This window comes from Stenotrophomonas maltophilia, from assembly GCF_002799155.1.
GTDB lineage: Bacteria > Pseudomonadota > Gammaproteobacteria > Xanthomonadales > Xanthomonadaceae > Stenotrophomonas > Stenotrophomonas maltophilia_R.
Genome location: NZ_NERD01000002.1, coordinates 595,926 through 610,574 on the forward strand (window position 1 = coordinate 595,926; position 14,649 = coordinate 610,574).

General features: G+C 68.2%; 15 protein-coding genes. 7 read left to right on the plus strand and 8 right to left on the minus strand.

All coding sequences use genetic code 11. The features are described 5' to 3' along the window. The first annotated feature begins 12 nt into the window (after window positions 1–12). Genes B9Y82_RS03340 through hda form a run of 3 tightly spaced genes read left to right on the plus strand, consistent with a single transcriptional unit; the run spans window position 13 to window position 3,025 of the window. On the plus strand, window positions 13–1,152 hold the full coding sequence (locus B9Y82_RS03340; RefSeq protein WP_100471523.1) for a DUF2066 domain-containing protein: 1,140 nt from the start codon (window positions 13–15) through the stop codon (window positions 1,150–1,152). Next, complete coding sequence (locus tag B9Y82_RS03345; RefSeq protein WP_100471524.1) at window positions 1,149–2,318, plus strand: AI-2E family transporter; 1,170 nt, start codon at window positions 1,149–1,151, stop codon at window positions 2,316–2,318. Before B9Y82_RS03340 ends, B9Y82_RS03345 begins: the two co-directional genes overlap by 4 nt. Further along, the gene (gene hda / locus B9Y82_RS03350) at window positions 2,318–3,025 is read left to right on the plus strand and encodes a DnaA regulatory inactivator Hda (protein WP_100471525.1); all 708 of its coding nucleotides are present in this window, start codon (window positions 2,318–2,320) and stop codon (window positions 3,023–3,025) included. Before B9Y82_RS03345 ends, hda begins: the two co-directional genes overlap by 1 nt. A 495-nt stretch (window positions 3,026–3,520) precedes the next feature. Here hda and murU read toward each other — a convergent pair whose 3' ends face one another. The 4 genes from murU to B9Y82_RS03370 form a co-directional block, all read right to left on the minus strand. Further along, complete coding sequence (gene murU / locus B9Y82_RS03355; RefSeq protein WP_100471526.1) at window positions 3,521–4,231, minus strand: N-acetylmuramate alpha-1-phosphate uridylyltransferase MurU; 711 nt, start codon at window positions 4,229–4,231, stop codon at window positions 3,521–3,523. After that, window positions 4,228–5,253 (minus strand): aminoglycoside phosphotransferase family protein, encoded by a 1,026-nt coding sequence (locus B9Y82_RS03360; RefSeq protein ID WP_100471527.1) that lies wholly within the window; start codon window positions 5,251–5,253, stop codon window positions 4,228–4,230. Before B9Y82_RS03360 ends, murU begins: the two co-directional genes overlap by 4 nt. Before the next feature lie 63 nt (window positions 5,254–5,316). Beyond that, on the minus strand, window positions 5,317–5,586 hold the full coding sequence (locus B9Y82_RS03365) for a GlsB/YeaQ/YmgE family stress response membrane protein (protein ID WP_005415577.1): 270 nt from the start codon (window positions 5,584–5,586) through the stop codon (window positions 5,317–5,319). A gap of 69 nt (window positions 5,587–5,655) precedes the next feature. Continuing rightward, entirely contained in the window at window positions 5,656–7,149 is a 1,494-nt protein-coding gene (locus B9Y82_RS03370; RefSeq protein WP_049422700.1) for a M20 family metallopeptidase, read from the minus strand. A gap of 199 nt (window positions 7,150–7,348) precedes the next feature. On the opposite strand from B9Y82_RS03370, the gene B9Y82_RS03375 reads away from it, so the two are divergent. The 4 genes from B9Y82_RS03375 (at window position 7,349) to B9Y82_RS03390 (ending at window position 10,491) form a co-directional block, all read left to right on the plus strand. Beyond that, a complete protein-coding gene (locus B9Y82_RS03375) occupies window positions 7,349–7,675 on the plus strand; it encodes a ComEA family DNA-binding protein (RefSeq protein WP_049422785.1) in 327 nt (108 codons plus the stop codon). Window positions 7,676–8,026: 351 nt separating this feature from the next. Then, window positions 8,027–9,106 carry a L,D-transpeptidase gene (locus B9Y82_RS03380; protein ID WP_100471529.1) on the plus strand — a complete coding sequence of 360 codons (1,080 nt, stop codon included), beginning with the start codon at window positions 8,027–8,029 and terminating at the stop codon, window positions 9,104–9,106. Window positions 9,107–9,122: 16 nt separating this feature from the next. Then, on the plus strand, window positions 9,123–9,848 hold the full coding sequence (locus B9Y82_RS03385; protein ID WP_100471530.1) for a murein L,D-transpeptidase catalytic domain family protein: 726 nt from the start codon (window positions 9,123–9,125) through the stop codon (window positions 9,846–9,848). A gap of 34 nt (window positions 9,849–9,882) precedes the next feature. Next, window positions 9,883–10,491: a HutD/Ves family protein gene (locus B9Y82_RS03390; protein ID WP_100471531.1), complete on the plus strand. Its 609-nt coding sequence runs from the start codon at window positions 9,883–9,885 to the stop codon at window positions 10,489–10,491. A gap of 127 nt (window positions 10,492–10,618) precedes the next feature. Here the strand turns inward: B9Y82_RS03390 and B9Y82_RS03395 are convergent, their stop codons facing one another. The 4 genes from B9Y82_RS03395 to B9Y82_RS03410 form a co-directional block, all read right to left on the minus strand. Further along, window positions 10,619–12,223, minus strand: a complete 1,605-nt coding sequence (locus B9Y82_RS03395) for a sulfite reductase subunit alpha (RefSeq protein WP_100471532.1) — start codon at window positions 12,221–12,223, stop codon at window positions 10,619–10,621. Further along, a complete protein-coding gene (locus tag B9Y82_RS03400; RefSeq protein WP_100471533.1) occupies window positions 12,220–13,191 on the minus strand; it encodes an FAD:protein FMN transferase in 972 nt (323 codons plus the stop codon). The genes B9Y82_RS03395 and B9Y82_RS03400 overlap by 4 nt, the downstream gene beginning before the upstream one ends. Before the next feature lie 51 nt (window positions 13,192–13,242). After that, entirely contained in the window at window positions 13,243–14,046 is an 804-nt protein-coding gene (locus B9Y82_RS03405) for a DUF4198 domain-containing protein (protein ID WP_100471534.1), read from the minus strand. Between the two features lie 75 nt (window positions 14,047–14,121). Continuing rightward, window positions 14,122–14,640: a DUF2271 domain-containing protein gene (locus tag B9Y82_RS03410; RefSeq protein ID WP_100471535.1), complete on the minus strand. Its 519-nt coding sequence runs from the start codon at window positions 14,638–14,640 to the stop codon at window positions 14,122–14,124. Window positions 14,641–14,649: the final 9 nt, after the last annotated feature.

Consider the following 14,649-nt stretch of genomic DNA (forward strand, 5'->3'; position numbering starts at 1 on the left):
TTCGTCGAGCCAATGGATGTCCTGATGCGCCGCAGCCTGATTCTGACCCTGCTCCTTGCACTGAGCCTGCCGATGGCCACGATGGCCCAGAGCGGCCTGCGCACCGAGGGAGATGTTGCCACCGCCTCGGGTGCCTACGAGGCCGAAGTGCCCGTCAACAGCCAGGCCGAAGCCGATCGCAACGGTGCCCTGGCCCGCGCCCTGAGCGTGGTGCTGGGCAAGCTGTCCGGCGACCGCAACGTGATGTCACGCCCCGGCGTGGTACAGGCGCTGCGCAATGCCAAGGACTACGTGGCCAGCTACGACTACAAGCAGGACCAGAGCGTGGGCGCCAGCGGCGCACCGAGCTTCCGCACCCTGCTGGTGGCCCGTTTCCGCGAGGACGACGTCGATTCGCTGGTATCGGCGCTGGGCCTGCCGCTGTGGCCGCAGCCGCGACCGAAGCCGGTGCTGTGGCTGGCCGTCGACGACGGCAGTGGCCCGCGCCTGGTCAGCGTGCAGCAGGCCAATGCCGCCCGTCCGTTGCTGAACCGCGCCATCGAGCGCGGCTACAAGCTGGGCCTGCCCAGCGGTGGCGCCGCCGAACAGGCACTGGCCGGTGCCATCTGGCGCCAGGACAGCGCCGCCGTGGCCCGCGCCTCCTCCCGCTACTCGCCGCCGATGCAGCTGATCGGCAAGCTGTACCGCGCCAATGGCGGCTGGCAGGCGGACTGGGTGTTCGTCGACAACGGTCGTGAGCTGAACAAGTGGACCAGCAAGGACGCCAACGCCATGCGCGCGATGGCGGCCGGTGCCGATGGTGCCGCCGATGCGCTGGTCAAGCGCTATGCCAAGGCCGGCGCCGCCGTCGGCCAGGCCGGGACCTACCGGGTGGTGGTCACCGGCATCAACAGTGCCGACGACTACCTGCGCCTGGCCGCCGGCCTGCGTGAGGTGCCGGTGGTGCGCAACGTCACCCCGCTGCACGCTTCGGCCGGCCAGCTTGAACTGAGCCTGGAGATGACCACCGGCCTGGCCGGCTTCAACCGCATGCTGGGCGACAACGGCGTGCTGGTGCCGAGCGCACCGCTGCCGGCTCTGCCGACGCCGATCGACGACACCACCGGTGCCCCGGTCGCTGCGCCGGTCAGCAACGAGTACCGCCTGCGATGAACCTGACCCCGGAAGCGGAAATCGCGCAGTTCCTGCGCCGCCTGAAGTACATCCTGTTCGCCGGCCTGATCGGCTGGGTGGTGTGGCTGCTGGCGCCGATCCTGACCCCGTTCGTGCTGGCGCTGGCGCTGGCCTGGCTGGGCGATCCGCTGGTGGACCGCATCGAGGCCACCGGCCGCTCGCGCATGACCGGCGTGGTGCTGGTGTTCGCGGCGATGGTGCTGGTGATCGTGGCGCTGCTGCTGGTGCTGGTGCCGATGATCGAGCGCCAGATCACCACCCTGATTGCGGTCGCGCCGCAGGCACAGGCGTGGCTGATGGAAAAGGGCATTCCCTGGTTCGAGCAGAAGACCGGCCTGGAAGTGATGCAGTGGCTGGATCCGGACCGCCTGATCGAATGGGTGCGCAGCCACTGGCAGCAGGCCGGCGGCTTCGCCACCACGTTCATGGGCTACGTCTCGCGCTCGGGCTTTGCGATGGTGACCTGGGTGGTCAACATCCTGCTGCTGCCGATCCTGGCGTTCTACTTCCTGCGCGACTGGGACAAGCTGGTCGAGCGGGTCGCGTCGGTAATCCCGCGCAACCAGATCGGCACCATCAGCGCGCTGGCACGCGAGTCCAACGAGGTGCTGGGGGCGTTCATCCGCGGCCAGTTCCTGGTGATGCTGGCGCTGGGCGTGATCTACGCCGGCGGCCTGTCGCTGGTCGGCCTCAAGTTGGGCCTGCTGATCGGCCTGATTGCCGGCTTGATCAGCTTCATCCCGTACCTGGGCGCGACCACCGGCATCCTGATGGCCATCGTGGCCGCGCTGGTGCAGGCGCAGGGCTTCGACCTGAAGTTGCTGCTGCTGGTCGGCGTGGTGTTCACCGTGGGCCAGCTGCTGGAAAGCTACGTGCTGACCCCGCGCATCGTTGGCGACAAGATCGGCCTGCACCCGGTAGCGGTGATCTTTGCGGTGATGGCCGGCGGCCAGCTGTTCGGCTTCCTCGGCATGCTGCTGGCGCTGCCGGTGGCGGCGGTGACCAACGTGCTGCTGCGCTATGCCCACCAACGTTACCGCCAGAGCGAGCTGTACGTGGGCGAGAAGCCGGCGATCGTGCTTGATGGCGTGGTCGACGCTCCCCATATCATCGTTCCGGACGACAAGGGCCCCGACCTGAAGTGATGGGTGTGCCGCAACTGCCGCTGGCCCTGCATTATCCGCGGGACCAGCGCCTGGAAACCTTCATCGGCGCGCCGGACGGCGCGCTGGCGCAGTTGCGTGCGATCGCGGTCGGCGCCAGCCACGATTGGGTCTACCTGGAAGGTGCGGCGGGCACGGGCAAGACCCACCAGGCGCTGGCGATGTGCTCCAGCGCCGAGCAGGCCGGGCGACTGCCAACCTACGTGCCGCTGGCCAGTGCCGCCGGCCGGGTGCGCGCGGCGCTGGACGGGCTGGAAGCGCGCGAACTGGTGGCGCTGGACGGCCTGGACGAGGTCGCCGGCAACCGCGAGGACGAAATCGCGCTGTTCGATTTCCACAACCGGGCACGCGCTGCGGGCGTGACCGTGCTCTACACGGCACAGAAGGCGCCGGGCGAACTGGGTCTGGTGCTGCCGGACCTGCGCTCGCGGCTGGGCCAGTGCGTGCGCGTGCAGCTGCAGCCACTGGATGAGGAAGGGCGAGCAGCAGTGCTGCGCGAGCGCGCGCTGCGCCGCGGCCTGGCGATCGACGAGGCGGCCATCGAGTGGCTGCTGTCGCACACCGGTCGTGAACTGGGTGGATTGATCACCCTGCTTGACTGGCTGGACCGCGAATCGCTGGCGGCGAAGCGGCGGATCACCGTGCCGTTCCTGCGCCAGGTGCTGGAAGAAGGCCGGCCCCGCTACTGAGGTTGGGATGTTTCTTTGCAGGGCTGCTGCCCTGCACCCGCTGCAAGCCAGAGCAACGTCAAAATCAAGTGCTGGCTTCCTGGGGGAGGCGGGGTGGCTCAGGTTGCGGGGGACGGCGCAAGTACGTCCATGTAGCCTCGGTCGCGCCATCCATGGCGCTCACGCCCCCGCAACCTGAGCCACCCCGCCTTCGACAGTTGGCCGGTGGCCTTGGGATTGACCTTGGATCAGATGTGCTCCGTGCTTGGTAGGTGTCGACCTTGGTCGACACAGACGAGCGAGCGCAGCGAAGCGGTCCGCTTCTGCTTTTCTTTTTCTTTTCCGTGGCTGGACGCACACGGAAACTGTCAGAGGCCGGGCGGGGTGGGTTCGAGGGGGTGTCCGCGGCATGGATGCCGCGGCCAAGCCCCCATGGATGGGTTCACGGCGTCCCCCGCGAACCCACCTCGCCCGGCCAAGCACGGCTTTTGATTTGAGCGACCCGCCACGAGGGGCTCAGCCGTTCGCCGCCAACTCCGCATCCAGCGCGCGCAGGCGATCCACCGTCCCGACGTCGGTCCAGCGCCCACGGTGATGCTGCCCGGTCATCAATCCCTGCACCATGAAATGCTTCTGCAACGGCACCACCGAGAACTTCGGTGGCAGCCGCTCGCTGCCCGGCGCATCGCCGATCACCGAGCGCCAGTCGGCCACGATCGAAGGACGGTACACGCCGATGCCGGCATAGGTCAGGCACGGCCCCGTGCGGTCGTGATGCAGCAGGCCCTGTGCGTCCAGCCGGTAGTCACCGTCCGGGTGTTGCGCCGGATTGTCGACCAGCACCAGATGCGCCTGGCCCTGCGGCTCGCGTGGCAGCGTGGTGAAATCGAAATCGGTCCAGATGTCGCCGTTCACCACCAGGAACGGGGCGTCGCCCAGCACCGGCAGTGCGTTGAGGATGCCACCGCCGGTTTCCAGCGGGGTCTGTCCTTCGTACAGGAAATGCAGACGCAGGCCCCACTGGCTGCCATCCCCCAACGTTGCCGGGAACTGTTCGGCCAGCCACGCGGTGTTGACCACCACCTCGCGCACGCCCAGCGCCGCGAGGCGTTCCAGGTGCCAGACGATCAGCGGCTTGCCGGCCACTTCCAGCAGTGGCTTGGGGGTGTGCAGGGTCAGCGGGCGCATGCGCTCGCCGAGGCCTGCGGCAAAGACCAGTGCTTTCATCGGGCCACGCGCATCGGTGCGGCCAGCTCGGCCAGCGCCGGCTTGATGCGCTCTTCCAGCAGCCGCTGCAGCGGCGCCAGTTCGCGGTAGCGCGGCAGCACTTCATCCAGGTAGGTGATGAAGCGCGGTGCGTCGTCCAGGTAGTGGCCCTTGTTGTCGCGGTAACGCAGGCGGCAGAACAGGCCGAGGATCTTCACGTGGCGCTGGATGCCCATCCAGTCGGCATCACGCAGGAAGGTGGCGCGGTCGGGCACCGGCAGGCCGGTGCTGCGTGCGCGCTCGTGGTACTGCGCCAGCCACTCGTCCACGCGCTGCAGCGGCCAGCTCAGGAACGCATCCTTGAACAGGCTCACTGCGTCGTAGGCGATCGGGCCGCGCACCAGGTCCTGGAAATCCAGCACGGCAGGGCCATCGTCGACCGGCATCAAGTTGCGCGGCATGTAGTCGCGGTGGGTCATCAGCTGGGCCTGGCCGAGCGCGTTGTCCATCAAGCGGCGGTGCACCAGCTGCAGGCCTTCAAGCTCGCCACAGTCCAGCTCCAGCTTCAGATGGCGCTGCAGGAACCATTCGTCGAACAGGCCGGCATCACGCTGCAGCAGCGCTTCGCCGAACTGGCCGAAGTCGGCCGGTACCGGGATCGCCTGCAGGCGCAGCAGCTGTTCGATCGAGCGACCGAACCATTCATCGGCGTTGCGCTCGTCGAGGATCTTCGCCAGGGTCGGGCCGCCGAGATCTTCCAGCAGCAGGAAGCCGGCTTCCAGGTCCTGGGCGAGCAGCGCAGGCACGCGCAGGCCGTGGTCGTGCAGCAGGCCGCGCATGCGCAGCCACGGCCGCGGATCTTCCAGCCCCGGCGGAGCGTCCATCACGATGTGGTTGCCGCGCGTGCCGGTGGTGCGCCAATAGCTGCGCATGCCGGCATCGACCGAGGCGCGTTCGACCACCGCGTCGGCATCATCAAGCTGGGTACGGGCCCACTGCAGGCGCTGCGCGCTGCGCTGGGGATCGGAAGCGGGTTCGGTCATGCAGGCATATCCGGGCGCGCTGGGCGCACCAACGTCGGCAACAGGAAGGAAGGGGGAGCGGCGTCAGCGGCGACCGCTGAACAGGCGCAGGACGGCAAGAACGGCCACCGCGCCCACCACCGCACCGAGGAAACCGGCCGGTTCGCCGGGGGCGTACCAGCCCATGTACTGGCCGAACCAGCCGGCCAGCAGGGCACCAAGAATGCCCAGCACGATGGTCAGCAGGCAGCCCATGCGGTTGTTGCCGGGCATGAAGAAACGCCCGAGCAGGCCGACAAAGAAGCCAACCAGCAGGATGTACAGCCAGCTGCTGCTGCCGAACAGACCATTCATGCGCGCGGATTCCGCTTGAGTGTGGACGCAGCCTAGCAAGGCCAGGCTGCGTCCGTCACGGGTGCCGGATCAGCAGCAGCCGTGGTCGCCGTGGCGGGTGCCGCTGTCGGCAGCCACCGGCGAACCGCTGGTCTCGCCGCGCAGGCTGGCGGCGTAGTGCTCGCTGATCACCTTGGACACACAGGCGGTGACCTTCTTGCCCATCGGGATGTGCAGGAACTCGTTCGGGCCATGCGCATTGGAATGCGGGCCGAGCACGCCGGTGATCATGAACTGCGCACCCGGGAACTTCTCACCCAGCATGCCCATGAACGGGATCGAGCCGCCTTCACCCATGTACATGGCCGGCTTGCCGAAGAAGGCCTGGCTGGCGTCGTCGATGGCCTGGGTCAGCCACGGCGCCATGGCCGGGGCGTTCCAGCCAGTGGAGGCCTTTTCCAGGTCCAGGGTGACGTGGGCGCCGTTCGGCGGATCGCGCAGCAGCGCTTCCTTCAGCAGTTCGCCGCAGGTCTTGCCGTCGGCGGTCGGCGGCAGGCGCAGCGACAGCTTCACCGAGGTCTGCGGGCGCAGCACGTTGCCCGCCGATTCCAGCGCCGGCATGCCACCCACGCCGGTGACCGACAGCGCCGGGCGCCAGGTGCGGTTGAGCACCAGTTCGGTCAGGTCCTCGTTCATCGGGCGCAGGCCGTCGACCATCGGGAACTTCTCGAAGATCTCGGTATCGACCACTTCGGCGGCACGCTTGGCCTGTTCCTGGCGCTCGGCCGGGATCTCAACGTTCATGCCGTCGATCAGGATGCGGCCGGTGTCCTGGTCCTCGATGCGCGACAGCAGCTGGCGCAGCAGGCGGAAGCTGGACGGCACCACGCCGGACGCATCACCGGAGTGCACGCCTTCGTTGAGCACCTTCACGGTGAAGTTGCCGCCGGTCAGGCCGCGCAGCGAGGTGGTGCACCACAGCTGGTCGTAGTTGGCGCAGCCCGAATCCAGGCAGACCACCAGCGACGGCTTGCCGATGCGGTCGGCCAGGTGATCGACGTAGGCCGGCAGGTCATAGCTGCCCGACTCTTCACAGGCTTCGATCAGCACCACGCAGCGGGCGTGCGGCAGGCCCTGGGCCTGCAGCGCCAGTACTGCGGCCAGCGAGCCGAAGATGGCGTAGCCGTCGTCCGCACCGCCGCGGCCGTACAGCTTGTCGCCGCGCAGGACCGGGGTCCACGGGCCGAGGTCGTCATCCCAGCCGGTCATTTCCGGCTGCTTGTCGAGGTGGCCGTAGAGCAGGATGGTGTCGTCGCCGGTCTCGGCGCCGGTGGCGGGAATTTCCAGGAAGATCAGCGGGGTACGGCCTTCCAGGCGCACCACTTCAACCTTCAGGCCGGGCAGTTCCTGGGCCTTGGCCCAGTTCTCCATCAGGGTGACCGCCTGTTCCATGTAGCCGTTCTGCACCCAATTGGCGTCGAACATCGGCGACTTGTTGGGAATGCGGATGTAGTCGACCAACTGCGGGACGATTTCGCTGTCCCACTTGTCATTGACGAATTGGCCGAGCTTGGCGCTGTCCATCTGAAACTCCGGTTGCATGGGCTGATCCGCGCATTCTACGCCTGTGCCGAGGGTAGGGTTTTTCCTACATCACGTCGGGTATTTGGCTGGCTTACGGAAATCCGGGAAACCGATAGGCTGTGCACATGTGGTGACGGACACTGTTCCTACCGACGGGATCGCCGGTCGGGGCGACCAGAATCACAGGGAGATACACGTCGTGCCTTGGTTTGTCGTGTTGAGGGCACTGGTGCTGGTAGTGGGGATCGCTGGGGCGCATGCCGCCGAACCGATCGACATCAACCGCGCCGATGCCCAGGCGCTGCAGCAGGGATTGACGATGGTCGGAGCCACCAAGGCCGAGGCGATCGTCGAGCACCGGCGCAGACACGGCCCGTTTCATCGCGTCGAGGACCTGACGCAGGTGAAGGGGATAGGGAAAGCGATCGTCGAACGGAATCGACAGCGGATCACCGTAGGCAACAGGTTGTTGCCGGCGGATCCGGTACCCGGATCGGTACCGGTGCGGACCGTACCCAGGCGCTGACAGCAGGAATCGTCGGAACCGGCAGGAGGCTGGTTCACCGGTTACGGACAGGAAGGCCGTGACCACCGACCGCCGCAGGACGCGGCACCAATCACCAGGATGGTGGCATCACAGACCTGTGGAAGGGGCTGAGATACAAACAGGACAGACGCGGCCGCGTGCAGGATGCAACGCTACCCCCACAGCGCAGGATGCGAGGGGGCGGCAGCAGGCCGACAAGGACGTAACGATTGCCCGGTACGACACATGGCTGTGTCGCCGGGCAGTTTCATTTCCGCCACCCGGTTTTGCCGCGGCCACCACGGGCCGATGGTGTACGGTGGCCGCTCCGCATGGAAAGGACGCCGCTGGATGCTTCCGCACCGCACTACCACCCTGATGCTCGCCCTTGCACTGGCGCTGCCGCTGCCGGCCCATGCCGCTGCGCCGGCGTCGGCTGCCAAGCCCGCTGCCGCCAGCACCGCCGAGGTACGCGGGCCGACCGACCTGAAGCCGGGCGAGTACCTGTGGCATCCGGAAATCTCACCGACCGGGCCGATCGTGCTGGTGGTCAGCCTCGATGAGCAGCGCGCCTACGTGTATCGCAACGGCATTGCCATCGGCCTGACTACGATCAGTTCGGGCAAGGCCGGGCACGAGACGCCGACCGGGGTGTTCACCATCCTGCAGAAAGACAAGGACCACAAGTCCAACCTCTACAACAGCGCGCCGATGCCCTACATGCAGCGGTTGACCTGGGACGGTATCGCCCTGCATGGCGGCAGCCTGCCCGGCCACCCCGCCTCGCATGGCTGCGTGCGCCTGCCGGAGGCCTTCGCGCAGAAGCTGTTCAGCGAAACCCAGCGCGGCGATACCGTGGTCGTCGCCGATGCCAAGAGTTCGCCGATGACCCTGGCCTATCCGTCGGTGCTGGCACCGGTCAATGCACGCGGCCAGGCCCTGCCGGAGGCCGAGGGCGGGGCGCCGGCGCAGGCCTGGTGGGACGGCAGTGCGGCGCCGGCCGGGCAGGTCGGCATCCTGGTCAGCCTGCACGACCAGCGCCTGTATGTGCTGCGCGATGGCGTGATGATCGGCGAGTCGCCGCTGAAGGCCGACGCCCTGCCGGCGTTCCAGGGCACCACCCTGTTCGTGATGGGGCAGGGCTACAGCGATACGCCCAGCCCGCTGGACGTGAGCCAGCGCCTGCACCAGTGGACGGCCTATCCGCTGCTGGGCCAGGACCGTGCCCAGGCCACCCCGGATCTGCTGGCCACGCCCTCGCTGCCGATGGCGCTGCCGGCCGATTTCGCCCGCCAGCTGTACCAGGTGCTGGTGCCGGGCACGACCCTGCTGGTCACCTCGCTGCCGGCGGTCCGCCCAAGCCCGGCTGAATCCGGGATGCAGCCGGTCTTGGAATCCGAGCCGCCAGGGTCCACCCTCAAGGGCAACTGACGCCCTCGTTGTGCCCATGACTGCATCCCGCCTGTGCCGGCTGGCCGCGTTCGGCCTGCTGGCGAGCTCTGCCAGCGCCCCGGCGCTGGCACGGACGCCCGCCCTCGCTGCCTCTGCCGATGATCTGGCGGCCCTGCTGTCGCGCAGCGCGCCCAAGGCCGACCGCCACGTACTGCAGCTGGCGGCGCACGCCATGCGTTGCGCGCTGCAACGGCCGGAGCTGGGCATCAACGGCGACCGCCTCAGTGTGATCGACTATTCGCGGCCGTCCACCGAGCCACGCCTGTGGGTGTTCGACCTGGCCCACCAGCGGCTGCTGTTCGAGGAGTGGGTGGCGCATGGCCGCAACAGCGGCGGGAACCACACCGAGCACTTCTCCAACCGCGATGGCAGTTTCATGTCCAGCCTCGGCGCGTTCACCGCGCAGGAAACCTACATGGGCGGCAACGGCTATTCGCTGCGCCTGGCCGGCCTTGAGCCGGGCTTCAACGACCGCGCACGCGACCGTGCGATCGTCATCCACGGCGCGCCGTACGTGAATCCGGCCACCGCGCAGCTGCAGGGACGGCTCGGCCGCAGCCTGGGCTGCCCGGCGGTGCGGCTGTCGGTGGCCAAACCACTCATCGATGCGTTGCGGGGCGGCACGATGGTGTTTGCCTACTACCCCGACCAGGATTGGCTGAAGCACTCGCAGCTGCTGGCCGGCGGGTGCGGTGGCCAGGGTACGCTCGCTACGCGGTGATGCACGACGGCGCGCAGCATGATGCAATGCGCCGATGAACATCGACTCCCTGCTGCACACTCCGAGCCAGGTGATCTCCAGCCTGGACTATCGCCGCGAGCGCTGGCGCAACGGCCTTGGCTGGACCCGCGAGATCCTGCGCCTGCCTGCGCAGGGGGATGACTGGGCGCTGCGCCTGTCGGTGGCCGAGATCGAGCAGGACGCCGCTTTCTCCGCGTTTCCCGGCGTTGAGCGCGAACTGGTGCTGCTGCAGGGCAATGGCGTGCGCCTGCGCTTCGACGATGGCCATGTGGCTGAAGTGTTGCCTCCGCACGGACGGGTGCGCTTTGCCGGTGAGGAAGCGCTGCACGGCGAACTGGTCGATGGCACCACCCACGACTTCAACCTGATGTGGAAGCGTGACCTGCTGCAGGCCGAACTGCTGCACCGGCCACTGGTGGGGTCGATGTTCTTCTTCTGCGAACCGGGCGTGGCCTGGGCGCTGCACCTGCTGGCCGGCCAGGCGGCGTTTGCTGCCGACAGCGGTTTGCCGGCGCTGCAGGCGGGAGACACCGCGTGGTTGGCGGCGGGGGAACGGCAGCGGCATGCACTCACCGGTGGCGGAGAGGTGCTGGCAATACGGGTCCGTGCGGCGGGGGGATGATTTGCTGGCGCCGGTAGGCAACATCCACGCCTTGCGTGGATGCGGCCGCCGACACGGCGTCATGGTGCGAACCAAGGTTCGCACCCACCAGGATGCGGTGGCCTCAACCCACCAGGATGCGGTGGCCTCAATACACATCGCGCCGGTAGCGACCGGCCAGCAGCAGTGCTTCCTTGCCTGTGGCACCCAGTGCCTGCTCGATCACTGCATCCACGGCCGGGGCCATGCCCTGCAGGCTGCCGCAGACCAGGATCGTCGCGCCTTCATCCACCCATTGCCGCAGCGTGGCTGCTTCGGCCAGAAGCCGGTCCTGCACGTAGCGGTGCGTGCCCCCGTCGCGGCTGAACACTGCATCCAGCCGCGCCAACGTGCCGTCGGCCAGCATCGCCTGCAGCTCTTCGCCGAAGTGGAAGTCGTGCGCGGCGGTGCGCTCGCCGAACAGCAGCCAGGTACGGCGCGCGCCACGCTGGGCACGTTCGTGCAGGTGCGCGCGCAGGCCGGCGATGCCGGTGCCGTTGCCGATCAGAAGCAGCGGCACATCGGCGGGCACGCCATGGAAATTGTCGTTGCGACGCAGGCGCAGTTGTACCGGTTCACCGAGTGCGGCGTGGTCGCACAGCCAGCCGCTGCCGATGCCGGGTGTGCCATCGATGCGCAGCTGGCGGCGCAGCAGCAACTCCACCGCGCCGTCGGCCATCACAGAGGCGATGGAGTACTCGCGGTGGGGCAGCGGTTGCAGGGTCGCCAGCAACGCAGGCAGATCACCCGGGGGAACCAGCGAGGGCAGATGCGAGCGCTCGATGCGGGCCAGCAACGTCTGCCCGTCATCCAGCACGGTGTCTGCATCGAAGCTCTGAGCATCGAGCCAGGCCCGCGCGCTGTGGCGTGCGTGCTGTGGGCCGATCTCGGCGATGTCGCCGGCCTGCCACTGCACGTCGACGCCAGCCGGTGGCTGCAGGCGTAGCCAGTACACCGGGCCGCCGGGGCTGCCCGGGTTCAGATGCTCGCGTTGCAGCAGCATCCACGGCTGGTACTCGGCCGGGCTCCAGTCGGGCAGTTCACTGGCGCCCCCGCCAAGTTGTCCGAGCAACTGCTGCCAATGTCGCAGCGCGGCCGGATCGGCATTGTCGACTTCGATCGCATCGAACAGCGGATGCGCACCATGCTGGCGCAGCCACTGGTCCAGCTGATGGCCGAATCCGCAGAAGTGGCCATAGCTGCGGTCGCCCAGCGCGAGCACGCCGTACTGCAGATGCTGCAGCGAGGGCGGTGTGGCCATCACCCCGCGCAGGAACGGCAGGGCATGGTCGGGTGGATCGCCTTCACCGGTAGTGCTGGCGATGAACAACGCACGCTGGCTGGCAGCCAGCAGCGCGGCATCCACCTCATGCAATCCGCGCACGCGCACCGGCACGCCGGCGCCACGCAGGGCCTCGGCACTGCGTTCGGCCAGTGCGCGGGCAAAGCCGGTCTGGCTGGACCAGACCAGCAGGATCGGTGCGGTACCGCCGGGCGCCGCATCATCGCGCGGACGACTGCGCCACCACAGTGCTGCGCAGGCCAGCGCGTACAGCGCGGTGGCGATGATGGCGATCTGCGATTGCCGTGCCGGCGGCGCGCCCTGCCACCAGGCTTCGCCGAGGTGCAGGCGAAGCAGCGCCCAGGCGATCAGCGCCAGTACGATCAGTACAAGTGCGTTGCCGAGCCACGCGCGCGATGGCCGAGTGCTCATGCGTCCTGCCCGTCGAGCAGGCGCTGGAAGGCGCTGCTGAGGAATTCGCGGGGACCATCCGCTGCGCGTTGCAGGTAGCGCACGGCCAGTCCTTCGCGCTCGGCCAGCGCCATGCCCGGTTCGCGACCGAGGACGGTCAGTGCGGTGGCCCAGGCATCGGCGTGCATGGCGTCGTCGGCCACCACGGTTACTGCTGCTGCAACCTGGCGCACTGGCCTGCCGGTACGCGGGTCCAGGCTGTGGCTGTAGGCCTCGCCATCGGCGTGGTACTGGTGCCAGCGATCGCCGGAGGTGGCCACTGCCTTGCCGTCCAGCGCCAGCACCCGTGGCGGGGTATCGGTGTGCGCATCCTCTTCCGGTGCGGATTCCACCAGCACGCGCCACGGTTGGCCGTCCGGTTTGCGGCCGTAGCCGGCCAGTTCACCGCCGACTTCGATCAGCGCCGCAGTGATGCCCTGAGCACGCAGCCATGCAGCGACATGGTCGACGCCGAAGCCCTTGGCGATCGCGGAGAGATCCAGTTCCAGCCCGCCCGGTTGCAACAGGCCATCGTCCTGCCACTGCAGGCGCTGCCAACCGCATCGATTGCGCGTGGCCTGCAGGAGGGCGGCATCGGGCTGGCGGCGTTCACCGGCATGCGCGCCGAAGCCCCACAGTGCAACCAGCGGACCAATGGTGGGATCGAAGGCGCCGCCACTGCTGGATGCGATGGCCTGTGCGCAGGCCAGAACGTGGCGGGTCTCGGCCGGCAGCACGCACCATCGGCCGGCGTCGGCGCGGTTGTAACGGCTGAGGGCCGAGCCGGGTTCCCAGGTACTCATCTGCGCGACCACCTCATCCAGCCGCGCCTGGATGCCGGCATGCAGCGGGTGCAGGTCGCGCTGGCGCGACGCGACCAGCGACACGCTCCAGGTGGTGCCCATGGTGGTGCCACCGAGGCGGGCGATGTCGAGCAGGGGATCCGTCATGGTGGTGCGCTGCGGCTGCGATGCCGGGAGAGCCCGGCATCGCGGTCCACGTTACTGCGGCAGCACTTCCAGCGTGGCGACGTAGCTCAGGCGGCGCTTGGCGGCCTGCTTGACCGACGTCTTGTTGTCCTCGGTGCCGGTTTCCAGCCAGTACATGCCGGCTTCCGGCCAGGTCACCTTGATCTCGCCCTTGGCGTCGCTGGTCAGCTTCAGTTCGTCCTGCGCGTTGCGGTAGCGGGTGGCGCCACGCACGATTTCGAACTCCAGGCCTGCGGTCGGCTTGCCATCGACCAGTACGCGGAAGGTGGATTCCTCGCCGGCGAACAGATCATTCGGGTGGCCGACGGCGACCAGTTCGATGCCACGGTTGGTCGGCTTCAGTGCGGTGTCGTTCGGTGCACCGTTGGTGACGAAGGTCTCCACGCGGCCGATCGACTGGCTCACGTCCAGCTTCTTCGCATCCTTGGGCAGTTCGCCGAGGGTCGCCACGCTGCCGCGCCAGCGCTTGCGCTCGCCGTTCTGCTCGTAGGTGGCGAACAGGCCGTCATTGACCGACGCAATGCGGTAGGTGCCGGGCTGCTTCAGCTCGACATCGAACACGCTGCGGTACTTGCCGGTGGACGCGTTCTGCGGCTGCACGGTGCTGCCATCCGGGGCGGTGATCACCACCGACTCCAGGCGCAGCGGCACGTGGTTGAAGTAGAACAGGTCGTTGGAGACCGCACCGTCGACGGTGATCCACGGCGCATTGCCGGCGATCACGGTCTGCGAGGGCAGCAGCCAGGCCTTGTGGGCCAGGGCGGAGAAGGGAAGGGCAGCGGCCAGGGCGGCGGCGAGGACGAGCGTGCGCTTCATGCGGAAGACTCCAGTGGATACGGGGTGATGCGACAAGGGGAAGGGGATTACGACTTAATCCCCTCCGTCCCCTTTTCAGGGTTTGACGGCAAGGGTGACCTGGCCCAGTTCGGTGGCGCCCTGCGCCTTGCCGTTCTGCGCGGCGGTGGCCGGCCAGGTGAAGGGGATCTTCAGCAGTTCACGGCCGCCCACTTCGCGCACTGCTTCCACCACCAGGGTGTAGTTGCCCGGGGCCAGCTGCTTCAGGGCCGGCTGCTTGTCGCTGAACGACAGTGCGTGCTTGCCGGCCGGGCGGGTCGGGCCGGTCACGCCGTCCACCGGCACCTGCAGGGTACGGCCGCTCTTGCGCCACCACTGGCGCAGGTCGGGCAGCCACTTGGTGCCGTGGCCTTCGCTGTTGCTGGTCTGCTGGTACCAGACCGACAGGTTGGCCGCGACCTTCTGGTCGGCGCCTTCCAGCCACACCGCCACGTACGGGCGGTGGTACTCGGCCACGTTGAGCTTGGGCACTTCGACGTTGATGTCGAGGGTGGTGGCATAGGCTGGCGAGGTGGCCAGCAGGCCGCTGAGGGCGATGGTCAGGGTGACGCGCATGGGGCGGCT

Bases quoted from the DNA above. Each gene is read 5' to 3' on its own strand.
- B9Y82_RS03395 (WP_100471532.1), bottom strand. From the start codon at position 12,223: ATGAGCACTCGGCCATCGCGCGCGTGGCTCGGCAACGCACTTGTACTG.
- B9Y82_RS03400 (WP_100471533.1), bottom strand. From the start codon at position 13,191: ATGACGGATCCCCTGCTCGACATCGCCCGCCTCGGTGGCACCACCATG.
- B9Y82_RS03410 (WP_100471535.1), bottom strand. From the start codon at position 14,640: ATGCGCGTCACCCTGACCATCGCCCTCAGCGGCCTGCTGGCCACCTCG.
- B9Y82_RS03340 (WP_100471523.1), top strand. From the start codon at position 13: ATGGATGTCCTGATGCGCCGCAGCCTGATTCTGACCCTGCTCCTTGCA.
- B9Y82_RS03390 (WP_100471531.1), top strand. From the start codon at position 9,883: ATGAACATCGACTCCCTGCTGCACACTCCGAGCCAGGTGATCTCCAGC.
- B9Y82_RS03365 (WP_005415577.1), bottom strand. From the start codon at position 5,586: ATGAATGGTCTGTTCGGCAGCAGCAGCTGGCTGTACATCCTGCTGGTT.
- hda (WP_100471525.1), top strand. From the start codon at position 2,318: ATGGGTGTGCCGCAACTGCCGCTGGCCCTGCATTATCCGCGGGACCAG.
- B9Y82_RS03360 (WP_100471527.1), bottom strand. From the start codon at position 5,253: ATGACCGAACCCGCTTCCGATCCCCAGCGCAGCGCGCAGCGCCTGCAG.
- B9Y82_RS03405 (WP_100471534.1), bottom strand. From the start codon at position 14,046: ATGAAGCGCACGCTCGTCCTCGCCGCCGCCCTGGCCGCTGCCCTTCCC.
- B9Y82_RS03370 (WP_049422700.1), bottom strand. From the start codon at position 7,149: ATGGACAGCGCCAAGCTCGGCCAATTCGTCAATGACAAGTGGGACAGC.
- B9Y82_RS03345 (WP_100471524.1), top strand. From the start codon at position 1,149: ATGAACCTGACCCCGGAAGCGGAAATCGCGCAGTTCCTGCGCCGCCTG.
- B9Y82_RS03380 (WP_100471529.1), top strand. From the start codon at position 8,027: ATGCTTCCGCACCGCACTACCACCCTGATGCTCGCCCTTGCACTGGCG.
- murU (WP_100471526.1), bottom strand. From the start codon at position 4,231: ATGAAAGCACTGGTCTTTGCCGCAGGCCTCGGCGAGCGCATGCGCCCG.
- B9Y82_RS03385 (WP_100471530.1), top strand. From the start codon at position 9,123: ATGACTGCATCCCGCCTGTGCCGGCTGGCCGCGTTCGGCCTGCTGGCG.